Raw genomic sequence first — 12,440 nt, 5'->3', positions numbered from 1 at the left:
TAAGCAGCTCCGTTGTGAGTTTTAATTAAGCTGAGTTAAACAACAATAACATTTACGCCAGCTTTTTCTAACGATTCCACAAAGCTTGTATTTACTTTGTCATCGGTAATTAATATATCAATTTTATCAAAACCACAAATCCGCCCGAAGCTTCGCCGTCCGAATTTAGACGAATCTGCTAGTACAACAACCTTTTGAGCCGTATCGATCATAATGCGATTTAATTGTGCCTCCTGCGCACTCGAAGTTGATACGCCGTATTCCAGATCAATACCATCGACTCCCAGAAACAATTTACTGCAGTAAAAATCATGCAATAAATTTTCTGCATACTTTCCCGTTACTGATGTTGAGGTCTTGCGAAGCGTCCCACCCATCTGCATGATTTCAACCGAAGGATATTTGATCAATTCCATCGCAACATTCAATGCCGAAGTTACTACAGTGATATTTCCTTTAGGAATGATCTGCTTTGCCAGCGACTGCATAGTCGTTCCTGAAGCTATAATGATTGAATCATTTTCCTCAATCATTTCAGCCGCTTTTTTTCCGATCCGGCTTTTATCGTCCGAACGAAGCTTCTCTTTTTCAAATACTGTACGGTCAGTCGTATAAGGATTATATTGTGTTGCCCCGCCATGCGTTCTAAACAACAATCCACTATCTTCCAACAAGGTCAAATCTTTCCGAATGGTTACAGAGGAAACGCCCAATTCCTCACATAGATCAATTACCTGAACTACGCCGACCTCCTTTAATTGTTTTAAGATATATTGATGTCTTTCTACATTTGTCATGGCTCTATTTATAATAAGCTGTTAAAATACTAAATCTATTATCGGTTTGTTTAAAGGAATATGTCGATATCTTGAAAAAATCCATCGATATCAATAAATTTCAACAAATATGACTTTCTACTTAAATTTCCCTTAGTAGAATTGATGTTAAAATAATGAAATTATTTAATTTTTTCACGCTGACAATCATAAATTCATTTTTATTTTAAAAAGAAAAATGAATTAAAATTGCAAAGGATCAGGCAGGACAAATTTATAATCAAGTTCCTCTAGAAGTAATCTTCCGCTAACTATTTTTTGAGTCGCATCCGCAGCTTCGAACGCAAGCGGCAAAGCATAACCATGTTTTTTTGCCGAAGCTAGAATAACATCCTTTTTCTTAGGATGTAAGGGAGCAACAACATTGTATACAGTATGCTTAAGCGCATTGCAAGATGCTGCCTCTAACAGTCTGATCACATCATCGATATGAACAAAATTGGCGGGCTGTTCCCCCGTCGTACAAATACGTTCGGAAAAATATTTGGCAAAAACACGATTTTTACCAAACAAACCTCCTAATCGATAAATTATAGTATCATCCAATCCCAACATACTTGCTTCAGCAAGCAAGAGTTTTGATGAAAGTTTGGTTGTATCTGCATAGGATTCATCAAATACGCCATCTTTGTCCGGATAAATTCCAATAGAACTCAGGAAGACTTGTTTCTTCCATGTCATATGCGCATAAAATGATTTGATATTCGAAAATCTGTTTTCAAGGATAGCTACACTATTTTTCTGACTTGCCGGTATACTGTTTAATACGAAGTCAAATTGAGTAGGTAAATCTACCTGTGCTGGAAAATTTTCATAATCAAAGTCTAAAATAAACGAAAAAATACCATCAGCTTTAAGCCGATGGTATTTTTCAGATGTTGTTGTACTAGCCCAAACCTCATGGCCTTGATGCTTCATATGTATCGCAAAAGATTCTGCGAGCCAACCGCATCCCAAAATGAGTATCCTCATATTACGACAACACTATTAATAAGCTTTTGCAAACAGTACACGCCGACTTGAAGGTTTCCCTGTAAAGATACAGATACCTTCCTCTTCCTTCGCATCCAAAGGAATACAACGAATTGTTGCCTTGGTTTCTTCTTTTACACGTTTTTCCGTTTCGGTTGTTCCATCCCAATGACAAGAGATAAAACCGCCCTTACCTTCCAATACTTCTTTAAACTCATCATAAGAATTCACCTCAGTAAAATGAGATGTCCTGAAATTTAACGCTTTTTGGTATATATTTTCTTGTATGGTATCTAGCAATTGTACAATAGTACCAGCCAAGCCTTCCTGAACGACCGTTTCTTTCGTTTGAGTATCACGACGCGCCAATTCTACCGTACCATTTTGCATATCTCTCGCTCCAACAGCTACACGTACAGGAACACCCTTTAACTCCCATTCTGCAAATTTAAAACCTGGACGTTGTGTGTCCCGATCGTCGTATTTTACCGATATATCGTTCACACGCAATTCATTGGTTAACTGATTCACAAAAGCATCGATTTGCGCTTTTTCTTCTTCAGTCTTAAAAATCGGAACGATGACAACTTGAATTGGTGCTAATTTTGGCGGCAATACCAATCCTTGATCATCTGAGTGAGCCATAATCAATGCGCCCATCAGACGTGTAGAAACACCCCAGGATGTCGCCCAAACATGCTCCAATTTACCTTCTTTAGAAGTAAATTTCACGTCAAACGCCTTTGCAAAGTTTTGGCCAAGAAAATGAGAAGTTCCTGCTTGTAATGCTTTTCCATCCTGCATCAATGCTTCAATACAATACGTATCCAAGGCACCCGCAAAACGCTCGTTTTCTGTTTTTCTACCACGTACAACAGGCAAAGCTAAAATATTTTCAGCAAATTCAGCATACACATCAAGCATACGTTCCGTTTCTTCAATAGCCTCTTCTCTTGTTGCATGGGCTGTATGGCCCTCCTGCCATAAAAACTCTGCAGTACGCAAGAAAAGACGTGTACGCATTTCCCATCTTACAACGTTCGCCCATTGATTGACCAAAATTGGAAGATCACGATAAGATTCAATCCATCCGCGATAGGTGTTCCAAATAATCGTTTCGGAAGTCGGACGCACGATCAACTCTTCCTCCAATTTCGCGTCTTCATCCACGACGATCTTACCTGTACCATCATTTTTTAATCTATAATGTGTTACCACTGCACACTCCGTAGCAAAACCTTCCACATGCGCCGCCTCTTTAGAAAAAAATGATTTGGGAATGAATAAAGGGAAATAAGCGTTGCTATGACCTGTTTCTTTAAATCTTTTATCTAAGATCGCTTGCATCCTTTCCCAGATAGCGTATCCGTATGGTTTGATCACCATACAGCCTCGTACAGCTGAATTTTCAGCTAGATCAGCTTTAATCACAAGCTCGTTATACCATTGTGAATAATCTTCAGCACGACTTGTTATTCCTTTACTCATATGAAATTGATAAATTATTGTAACATTATTACGTTAAATCTCGTCTGTAATTCTAATACGAAAAGCGTTCAATAAAAAATATTTGTATTTTTGATTACTTCGATTAAACCCCCTTGAGAAATTTGCGTCTAAGATAGTAAATAAGGCTGTATAATCGAAAATAAGGATTTAGGATATTATGAAAAAAAATAGATTATTTATCGGAGCACTTGCCATAACAGGAGCGTTCATGCTTGGTTCCTGCGGTACAAGTAGGCAAATCTATGGCGACGATGTCTATGGCAATAATGGGCAAGCTAGACAAAAGGTTTATCAAAGCCCAGATTACTATTACACAGATGCAGATCAGGCCCAACCAAACGGGCAAGCGCAAGGCGGTTACTATGATGACGAATATTCTGATCAGGATTACAACAATGATTCCTATGAAGATCTTGAATATGCCAATCGTATCAACCGTTTCTATTACGCTAGTCCGGGCATGACGTATTTCGACCCATTTTTTGATCCATGGTATGGTTATGGTTTCGGCGGTTGGTACGGATACGGCCCATCGTTCGGAATGGGATGGGGATGGAACTCTGGATGGGGTTCATCTTGGTCTATCGGCCTCGGATGGGGTTGGGGATCTAGCTGGGGCTGGGGATCTCCTTGGTATGGCGGTTACAGACCTTGGGATGGCTGGTATGGCGGCGGCTACTGGGGATCTGGTTGGTACGGAAACGGTTACTGGGGCGGTGGTTCCTGGGGTAACTCAAGACCACGGTATGCATCAAGTAGATCTGTATACAGAGATAACTATAACACACGTAGTTCATCCTCAAGAACTCGAACTTCAGGTGGATATGACCGCAACAGCGTTGCTCGAAATTCTGGAGGATATGACCGTACCGGCGTAGCACGTGATTCTAGAGGAAGGATTACATCCGTTGCTAGCAGATCAAGAAATTCTGATGGCACAGTATCGTCACGGAGCTCATCATACGATAGAACTGGAGGAAGAACAAGAACATCGGATGGTGTATCAAATAGAGCTTACTCAGACGGTATGCGTTCAAGAACCTCAGATAGAGTCAATGGTTCCTATCCAAACAACACACGGAGCACCTCTAGCGGATATTATAATAATGATTCCAGATCACGAAACAGTTCAGGTGAAGTATCTCGTCCAATGAGCCGTTCGATGGAAACACGTTCCAGCAACCCAAGCTCAACGTCAAGACCATCGTATACTCCGCCAACAAGAAGCTATGATAGTGGTTCATCATCCCGCTCTAGTGGTGGTTTTTCTGGAGGTGGTAGTTCTAGATCTTCGGGAGGAGGCTTCTCCGGAGGCGGTAGCTCAAGATCAAGTGGAGGACGTACTCGATAGTTAAAAGCATTTAAACAGTAGCATACAGCATCTTGTGTGCTACTGATTATTATTGACGATATTTTAGCATATGACAATCAAAAAATTACTTTTTGGAACTGCATTCGTTTTAGGTGCAGCAGGGACTACTCAAGCGCAATATACGAAAGATGTACTTTTATTCTCCCAAGGGGACAATGGCGGAACAGCTCGTTTTAAAGCCATGGGAAATGCTTCAACTGCATTAGGTGGAGATATAAGTTCAATTACGAGTAACCCTGCAGGTTTGGGTTACTTTAATCAGTCTGATGTATCAGTAACTGGCAGGTACCTTAACAATAAAAACAAAACCGACTATTTTGGTCAAAATTCAAACAGCAGCAAGAATAATTTCAACTTAGATAATGCTGGAATCGTTTTTCACTTACCAACTTACCGCAATGGAGGCAACTTGGATAGGGGCTGGTTGAATTTTAATGTTGGTATTGCTTACAACCGCAATTATGTCTTTAACAACCTGCTAGAGTATCGAGGAGTAAATAATACAAGTTCGATATCAGATGCTTATTCAGACCGTCTTTCGGACGTCGGAGGAACACAAGGTTGGGGTCAGGAAGTCTATAACAACTCTTTATTATTCGACGTAGACCCCAAAAATGCAGGCGCCTATATTCCGATTACTGTCGGCGGAACTTTTGATGGAAAAAATGGTTTTAATCAAGTAAATTCCATCCTAGAAAAAGGTAGTAAATCCGAATCTGTATTGTCATTTGGGGCCAATTATAGTAACAAATTGTATTTAGGAGCCTCTTTAGGTTTCACCGCGTTTAGCTACGACAATTCCAGCTGGTTTACAGAATATGGTCAAACAATGACGGCCGACCAATTAAAAGCCATCAACAAAGATTCAGAATTTTTAAAACCAACCAATGCCCAAAAGTATGCCATGTTGGATAAAGATTATGAATTATATGATGATTATGCGCAAGCCACTGATGGTACCGGTGTCGACTTTAAACTTGGGGTAATCTATAAATTTACACCAACGTTTAGCATGGGATTCACCGCTAAGTCACCTACATTTATGAGCATCCGGGATGAATCATATAGTAATTCTGAGTTCCGTTACTTCAGACCAAATGAAGACAAATCATTTAAAGAGTATAGAACCAGTGATGACGCAGGGCACAGTTACTTGGAGTATAATATGAATACGCCCTATAAATTGTCTCTTGGGGCGAGTCAATTATTTTCAAGAGGACTAATAACCGCTGATGTCGAATGGGTAGACTATGCAGCTATGCGTTTTAAAGATGTAGGAAACTACAGTAAAACGTTAGAAAAGAACATGAACCAAAACATCAAAGATACTTACCAAGGTGCATTTAATGCCCGAATTGGTGGTGAAGTGATGTTTGACAATGTATTCAGTGGAAGAGCTGGTTTCAACTACAGTGGCAACCCCTATAAAAATGCAGACTATACGAATTATACAGCATCTTTAGGTATTGGCGCTAAACTTGGCCGTGGCATGTATGTTGATTTAACTGGTGCGTATAATGCAGTCAACTACAAAGAAAGCCCATATTTGATTAATGAGAACTACTGGAATAATGCTAGTCCAGTAGCAGACATAAAAAATCAACGGACTAATGTTGTACTAACAATTGGTTCAAAATTTTAAACTATATTTTTCTCAAAAAAGTCCAGCGATGTCTGGACTTTTTTTTTGAGAAAAAATAGCAGAAAACAAACATAAAACACGATAAAATTAGTTTACGCGTGATTATACTTGTATATAAAGGTAACTTTATCTAAGTTTGTCCCCTTGGATTGAAAATTACATGGCAAATCACACAATTTCAAAAGCATTCAATTTCATTTTTACATACCCCATTTGGCGGATAGAAATCGATGCGGAGAATAAATTGATCGCTGTGGAGACCAGAAACCCAGACGATACTCTGCCCTATTTTAATGTAGTCACTTTTGAAGGAACTTACGTATTACAAGACTTCAAGGCTATAGCCAAAGAGTGGGTCCTAGCTGGAATTCAATGCAAAAAACTAATACTTAAGAAGATTGCCAATAACTCACCTATCGACGCAGGCATACAGGTAATTGATTGCTACAATCCACAGCTTCAAGAAACCTGGTTCAACTACATATTCATCGGTATGACTGATCAAGGCGTACTTATTAGACCAAAAGTAATAGCAGAAGGCTTCCAATTATTTTTGAACCTCCAATCGATGTCGATTGAAAGCAAAAATAAAATTCCCTTTAAACCTTATGCCAGCGAGCTCGTCTATCCTATTATCTACAATGGTGAAATTCCCCTTTTTTTGAAGGACTTCCCAATTGATGGTGAAATCTGGATAAATACGGTGAATGACTACTTTATTTGGGCTTTCTATGAAAAAGACAGAAACAATCGTTATCAAATCAGGCTAGTGCAATCCACAAGAGAAAAATTGACAGAGTCTATTATTGCAGTTTCCGAGCTGGAACTAAAGCTCTTCAACATTTATTTTCTTATTCACGAACAAATATTCCTTTTGACAGATAATAAACGGGAGTTTGTTTCGTATTTAGTATAATTGCAAAATATATGAAAGTTTTATTCGAATTAAAAACATATAAAAAGATAGCTATTCTATCCATCGCGATATTAGCTATTCAACAAGTTGAAGCAAAGAATTCAACTTCTTTACGTACTAATTTTATCCCTGATTCAGTAGGAACTGAAGCAATCAATGGTGAAGAATACGTGTTGTTCAAAATTGAAAAAGGAGACAATTATTACCAGTTAAGTAAAAAGTATAAAACAACGGTGGGCCAATTGACCCAAATAAATGGTAATGGAACATTAAGCCTGGGGCAAATTGTTAAGATTCCGACAGGTCGAAAAGCGAAATCAACAGTAAGCAACGACCGTGGAAATACGGCAGTGCAAAACCCGCGTAATCCGCAACAGCAAGAAGGTTTTACGGAATATATCGTTGGTGAGAAAGAAACCCTTTATGCCATATCTAAAAGATTCAGTATTTCTGTTGAAGATATTAAAAAAGCGAACAATTTAAAAAATAACGTTATTGGTGGTGGAATGAAGCTTATGATCCCCAATCAGCCCCTACCTCCTGAACGGCCAAAATTAGTTGAACCTAAAGGAATCGAAATTGTAACGCCTGATTCTACAGACGATGACGATAAAGAAGAAAATCAAATTTCAACAAACCGCTACGGAATACGCGAGAAGTCCGAACGTGGTATTGGCGTGTGGATTGATGGACTTTCATCTCAAGGGACCAGCAACCTTGCTCTTCATAAGAGCGCGCCAGTAGGTACTATTCTAAAAATTACCAACCCAATGACCAAAAGTGTTACTTACGCAAAAGTGGTCGGTAAATTTAATGATAATGCCGAAAACCAAAATGCAATTGTCGTGTTGTCAAAGTCTGCCGCCGCAAGCATAGGCGCACTTGATAAACGCTTCCAGGTCGAAATTGCGTATGGATTACCGCTAGAAAATTAACAGAATAAAATAGCTTTTATAGCATAGTAAGAATGAATAACAAACCGTATGTCATAGGAATTGCCGGAAGTAGTGGCTCTGGAAAGACTTTTTTTTTAAATAGTTTTTTAAAACATTTTAAGCCTAATGAGGTGACCTTAATTTCCCAAGATGATTATTACATCCCTGCCAATACTAAAACCCAGGAGGAAAATAGGCTCTATAACTTCGATATTCCGACATCAATAGACAGAGATGCTTTTTATAAAGATATCAAGGCACTCTTTAACGGTGAGACAATATATAAAGAAGAGTATACATTTAACAACCCTTCATTAACACCCAAAATACTAGAGATTAAACCGGCACCAATTTTAATTATTGAGGGCCTATTCATTTTCTATTATACGGAAATTAACAATTTAATCAATCATAAGATATTTTTAAGCGCTGATCAGGATATCGCATTAAGAAGACGTCTACACCGCGATCTGGTTGAACGGGGCTACTTTGAAGATGATGTTATGTACAAATGGATAAACCATGTACTACCATCCTACAACGAGTACCTACTTCCTTATCAGGATACGTGCGATCAGGTCATATTTAACAATACCGATGAACCAGAACCAATCTGGGATATCACCAACCAAATTTCTGAAGAGCTAAAATTAAAGCTCAATTTGGTATAAAATTAAAACAATGTAGAAAGGAGAATCTCGTAAACAGATTCTCCTTTCTATTTAAAGTACTTGATTTATTGGTATCAAGATTTTAAATACCTATCTTTGCGCCACGAAACAAATCCATCATAATGAACCATCCTGTAAAGATTAAAAATGCATTGGTTTCAGTCTATTATAAAGACGGCCTTGCTCCTTTAGTTGAATTATTAAACAAATACGGTGTTACCTTCTATTCCACTGGTGGAACAGAAACATTTATCAAAGATTTAGGTATAGATGTTGTTCCAGTTGAAGACCTCACCAGCTACCCTTCTATTTTAGGAGGCCGTGTAAAAACATTGCATCCAAAAGTATTTGGCGGTATTTTGGCGCGCCGCCCGCTTGAGTCGGATCAACAACAGCTTGCTCAGTATGAAATACCTGAGATCGATTTGGTTATTGTGGATTTGTACCCTTTTGAAGAAACTGTTGCTTCCGGTGCATCCGAGCAAGATATTATCGAGAAAATAGATATCGGTGGAATTTCATTGATACGCGCTGCCGCTAAAAACTTTAACGATGTTGTTATTATCTCTTCCAAAAATGATTACAAAGAATTGGAAGAAATACTAGCAAACCAAGAAGGTAATACGTCATTGGAACAACGTAAAGAATTTGCTAAACGTGCATTCAATACATCTTCGCATTACGATACGGCAATCTTCAACCATTTCAATCAAGAAAATCCGCTTCAGGTTTTTAAACAATCTGAGCAAAAAGCGCAGGTGTTGCGCTATGGTGAAAACCCACACCAAAAGGGCGTTTTCTTCGGCGATTTAGATAAGATGTTTGATAAATTAAACGGTAAAGAGTTATCTTACAACAATTTGGTTGACGTTGATGCTGCCGTTGCTTTGATTGATGAATTCACAGAACCTACATTCGCGATCTTAAAACACACGAATGCTTGTGGAGTTGCCTCCCGTTCAACAATCAAACAAGCTTGGTTAGATGCTTTAGCATGTGATCCTGTTTCAGCTTTCGGTGGAGTCTTAATAACGAATGGTCAAGTTGATGCTGCAACAGCTGAAGAGATCAATAAATTATTCTTCGAGGTGTTGATTGCACCTTCTTATTCTGAAGAAGCGATCGCTATACTTACCGCAAAGAAAAACAGAATTATTTTGGTTCGTAAAGAGGTTACATTGCCAGAACAACAGTTCAAAACTTTATTGAACGGCGTCATTCTTCAAGATAAAGACAATACGATTGAAGGACCTGAACAAATGGTTACAGTAACACAAGTACAGCCAACTGCAGAACAACTGGAGGACCTTTATTTTGCGAACAAAATTGTAAAACACACCAAGTCAAATACAATCGTATTTGCTAAAAATGGCACTTTGTTAGCTTCAGGTGTAGGGCAAACTTCACGTGTAGATGCATTGAAACAAGCTATTGAGAAGGCAATTTCTTTCGGTTTTGACCTTAAAGGCTGTGCGATGGCATCAGATGCCTTCTTCCCTTTCCCTGATTGTGTGGAAATTGCTTCAGAAGCTGGTATCGCGGCGGTATTGCAACCTGGTGGTTCAATCAAAGACCAGTTATCAATTGATATGGCCAATGAAAAAGGAATCTCCATGGTAACAACAGGTGTTAGACACTTTAAGCACTAGTTGAACTTCAATAATAAATAAAAAAAGCTACTTTTCTAAAGTAGCTTTTTTTATTTATCTCGCTTCTACAGGAAACTTTGAACGCTTATACTGTTCCATCTCAGCGCTAAGTTTGCGAATGGCATAACCAACAATAGCCACATCATCTATCCACCCACCCACGAGAATAAAATCAGGAATCGCATCAATCGGCGAAACCACATAAAGTATCGTTCCGATAATAATCGATAAATTCCATTTATCCATTTTATACTTCCCCGTAATTGTGTCCTTACACATCGCAATTAATACGTTGAAGTCGTCCATATAGCTCCCTAGATTCCTCGCTTTTGCTTCCGCCTGTACAAATTCAGATTCCGTAATTTTACGATGCCTAAACTGCTCAAACATTCCCTTCGCAATTCTTTTGATTCTATTGTTCATACTTCAAAATTAGGATTACTAGTTTAACAATCCAAATCCTCGCGCTCAACGAAACTCACATCAAAATCGGATTGCTTATCAAGCATAGGCAAATCCTACCCCTCAAACTGATTAAATTTTGCCTAGGAACCATATTCATCTGCTGCCGATCCGATTAACCACCATCTTTAAAAACTGGCTTACAAAGGCTATCGGAATAAAAAACGAGTCTGAATATGGATTTTTATTATTTTTACAAATCGCTGTAGCAAAGTGTCAGTCATCTCCGTATAATAGACAACACAAGCGCAATGTGAGTCACAAAAACAGATTTTAATATTACACGGTTATGAAAAACTATAGATTATTTAATTTTATTGCTATTGCTTTAGCGGCCTTCTTTCTAACAAGCTGTCTAAAAGATAATGATGATCAGCCAATTCCTGCTGCATTGCTTACCATGGTCAATGGATACACTGATGCGAATGCAGTTATATATTTCGCAGACGGAGGTTCGCTTCAAAACCCCAATTATCCACTGGGATTCAAGAGTTATGCTCAAATTGGCTTATTTACAGGAGCACGTAAAATTACAGTTTCCGCTGAGTATAACACTAAATTAACGGATACAACTGTAACAATCAAAGACAGCACCATATATACATCCTTTTTATTTGGAACGAAATCCAAACCCGTACAGGTGATCACTACAGATCGAATCAATAAAGACATCAAAAATACAGAGTCTGGTTTACGCTTCTTTAATCTTGCTGAAGGTACGGATTTAGTTAGCCTTAAAATAGGCGATCAGGCTTCTCCATCAGAATGGACAAATAGAGCACAAGAAACACAGAATTCTGCAAGTGCTCATCAGGGCTTTATCGCTCAAAAAAGTGGCACATTCACTGTAACAGCTCGTGATAAAGCGGGGAAAACAATCGCAACACGCAGCGACATTAAATTGGTTGAAGGCTATTATTATTCATTAATACTCATAGGCAAAGCTAATGATGAAAAGAAACCATTATACATTGGTTTAGTAGCGCAAGCCGCAAATTAAAATACCCATATCTATATACTTTATAACAACGGCCGTCATGTAAACATGATGGCCGTTGTTTTTCATTTTATACGATACTGTAGATCTTAATGATTCTCTTTAGCTGCTACCTTAGTAATCACATAAATATCCTCATTATCTTTTTTCATCTTATACTTCTCACGAGCAATACGTTGCACTTCTTGCGGATTTGATCGAATATCGTTAATTGTTTTAATGATGGCGGCATTCTCCTTCAGATAGAAGGAGCGTTCACTTTCCAAATTTGCTTTCTGCTTTTGATAACTGTACTGCGTGGCAAAGTCATTTCGATCAAAAAATAACATCCACACGAGAAAAGCCAAAGCGGCTAACAAATACTTATTTCTTATTAAAGACCACAATCGTTGCATAAGACAAAAATACTATTTAGCTTTTATACTTAGGATATTTTCTTCAAAAGTTGAACATCTTTAATTAAATTTACATTTAATTTT

The 12,440-nt window shown here is 38.3% G+C and carries 12 protein-coding genes; 7 read left to right on the top strand and 5 right to left on the bottom strand.

The features are described 5' to 3' along the window. Positions 1–35: 35 nt before the first annotated feature. From agaR to proS, 3 genes are all read right to left on the bottom strand, one after another. Positions 36–797, bottom strand: a complete 762-nt coding sequence (agaR, locus tag B2X72_RS01150) for a transcriptional repressor AgaR (protein WP_153848702.1) — start codon at positions 795–797, stop codon at positions 36–38. A 222-nt stretch (positions 798–1,019) separates the two neighbouring features. Further along, positions 1,020–1,754 carry a GDP-L-fucose synthase gene (locus B2X72_RS01145; RefSeq protein WP_286848094.1) on the bottom strand — a complete coding sequence of 245 codons (735 nt, stop codon included), beginning with the start codon at positions 1,752–1,754 and terminating at the stop codon, positions 1,020–1,022. Between the two features lie 69 nt (positions 1,755–1,823). Continuing rightward, positions 1,824–3,296, bottom strand: a complete 1,473-nt coding sequence (gene proS / locus B2X72_RS01140) for a proline--tRNA ligase (protein WP_286848093.1) — start codon at positions 3,294–3,296, stop codon at positions 1,824–1,826. A 178-nt stretch (positions 3,297–3,474) separates the two neighbouring features. On the opposite strand from proS, the gene B2X72_RS01135 reads away from it, so the two are divergent. The 6 genes from B2X72_RS01135 to purH all read left to right on the top strand — a co-directional run bounded on the left by B2X72_RS01135 (position 3,475) and on the right by purH (position 10,502). Further along, complete coding sequence (locus B2X72_RS01135) at positions 3,475–4,668, top strand: hypothetical protein (protein ID WP_286848092.1); 1,194 nt, start codon at positions 3,475–3,477, stop codon at positions 4,666–4,668. Positions 4,669–4,738: 70 nt separating this feature from the next. Continuing rightward, positions 4,739–6,331, top strand: coding sequence for a hypothetical protein (locus B2X72_RS01130; protein WP_286848091.1), 1,593 nt, complete (start codon positions 4,739–4,741; stop codon positions 6,329–6,331). A gap of 160 nt (positions 6,332–6,491) precedes the next feature. Continuing rightward, positions 6,492–7,247: a hypothetical protein gene (locus tag B2X72_RS01125; RefSeq protein WP_286848090.1), complete on the top strand. Its 756-nt coding sequence runs from the start codon at positions 6,492–6,494 to the stop codon at positions 7,245–7,247. An 11-nt stretch (positions 7,248–7,258) separates the two neighbouring features. Continuing rightward, positions 7,259–8,182, top strand: a complete 924-nt coding sequence (locus B2X72_RS01120) for a LysM peptidoglycan-binding domain-containing protein (RefSeq protein WP_286848089.1) — start codon at positions 7,259–7,261, stop codon at positions 8,180–8,182. Positions 8,183–8,214: 32 nt separating this feature from the next. After that, positions 8,215–8,853, top strand: coding sequence for a uridine kinase family protein (locus B2X72_RS01115; protein WP_075993390.1), 639 nt, complete (start codon positions 8,215–8,217; stop codon positions 8,851–8,853). A 122-nt stretch (positions 8,854–8,975) separates the two neighbouring features. Beyond that, the gene (gene purH / locus B2X72_RS01110) at positions 8,976–10,502 is read left to right on the top strand and encodes a bifunctional phosphoribosylaminoimidazolecarboxamide formyltransferase/IMP cyclohydrolase (RefSeq protein ID WP_286848088.1); all 1,527 of its coding nucleotides are present in this window, start codon (positions 8,976–8,978) and stop codon (positions 10,500–10,502) included. Positions 10,503–10,556: 54 nt separating this feature from the next. Here purH and B2X72_RS01105 read toward each other — a convergent pair whose 3' ends face one another. Next, a complete protein-coding gene (locus B2X72_RS01105) occupies positions 10,557–10,925 on the bottom strand; it encodes a YkvA family protein (protein ID WP_201667768.1) in 369 nt (122 codons plus the stop codon). Between the two features lie 328 nt (positions 10,926–11,253). Here B2X72_RS01105 and B2X72_RS01100 point away from each other — a divergent pair, with 328 nt between their 5' ends. Next, positions 11,254–11,964, top strand: a complete 711-nt coding sequence (locus tag B2X72_RS01100; protein WP_201667767.1) for a DUF4397 domain-containing protein — start codon at positions 11,254–11,256, stop codon at positions 11,962–11,964. A gap of 86 nt (positions 11,965–12,050) precedes the next feature. Here B2X72_RS01100 and B2X72_RS01095 read toward each other — a convergent pair whose 3' ends face one another. Next, positions 12,051–12,356, bottom strand: coding sequence for an FtsB family cell division protein (locus B2X72_RS01095; RefSeq protein ID WP_075993394.1), 306 nt, complete (start codon positions 12,354–12,356; stop codon positions 12,051–12,053). Positions 12,357–12,440: the final 84 nt, after the last annotated feature.

Origin of the sequence: Sphingobacterium sp. UBA7253 (genome assembly GCF_002472745.1) — a bacterium.
Lineage (GTDB): Bacteria > Bacteroidota > Bacteroidia > Sphingobacteriales > Sphingobacteriaceae > Sphingobacterium > Sphingobacterium siyangense.
Note: the sequence above shows the minus strand (reverse complement) of the source record. Positions and strands in the feature narration are given on the sequence as shown.

What these genes read in the sequence shown, in the direction of transcription:
- agaR (WP_153848702.1), bottom strand. Translation starts at nt 797, where the DNA reads ATGACAAATGTAGAAAGACATCAATATATCTTAAAACAATTAAAGGAG.
- B2X72_RS01145 (WP_286848094.1), bottom strand. Translation starts at nt 1,754, where the DNA reads ATGAAGCATCAAGGCCATGAGGTTTGGGCTAGTACAACAACATCTGAA.
- proS (WP_286848093.1), bottom strand. Translation starts at nt 3,296, where the DNA reads ATGAGTAAAGGAATAACAAGTCGTGCTGAAGATTATTCACAATGGTAT.
- B2X72_RS01135 (WP_286848092.1), top strand. Translation starts at nt 3,475, where the DNA reads ATGAAAAAAAATAGATTATTTATCGGAGCACTTGCCATAACAGGAGCG.
- B2X72_RS01130 (WP_286848091.1), top strand. Translation starts at nt 4,739, where the DNA reads ATGACAATCAAAAAATTACTTTTTGGAACTGCATTCGTTTTAGGTGCA.
- B2X72_RS01125 (WP_286848090.1), top strand. Translation starts at nt 6,492, where the DNA reads ATGGCAAATCACACAATTTCAAAAGCATTCAATTTCATTTTTACATAC.
- B2X72_RS01120 (WP_286848089.1), top strand. Translation starts at nt 7,259, where the DNA reads ATGAAAGTTTTATTCGAATTAAAAACATATAAAAAGATAGCTATTCTA.
- B2X72_RS01115 (WP_075993390.1), top strand. Translation starts at nt 8,215, where the DNA reads ATGAATAACAAACCGTATGTCATAGGAATTGCCGGAAGTAGTGGCTCT.
- purH (WP_286848088.1), top strand. Translation starts at nt 8,976, where the DNA reads ATGAACCATCCTGTAAAGATTAAAAATGCATTGGTTTCAGTCTATTAT.
- B2X72_RS01105 (WP_201667768.1), bottom strand. Translation starts at nt 10,925, where the DNA reads ATGAACAATAGAATCAAAAGAATTGCGAAGGGAATGTTTGAGCAGTTT.
- B2X72_RS01100 (WP_201667767.1), top strand. Translation starts at nt 11,254, where the DNA reads ATGAAAAACTATAGATTATTTAATTTTATTGCTATTGCTTTAGCGGCC.
- B2X72_RS01095 (WP_075993394.1), bottom strand. Translation starts at nt 12,356, where the DNA reads ATGCAACGATTGTGGTCTTTAATAAGAAATAAGTATTTGTTAGCCGCT.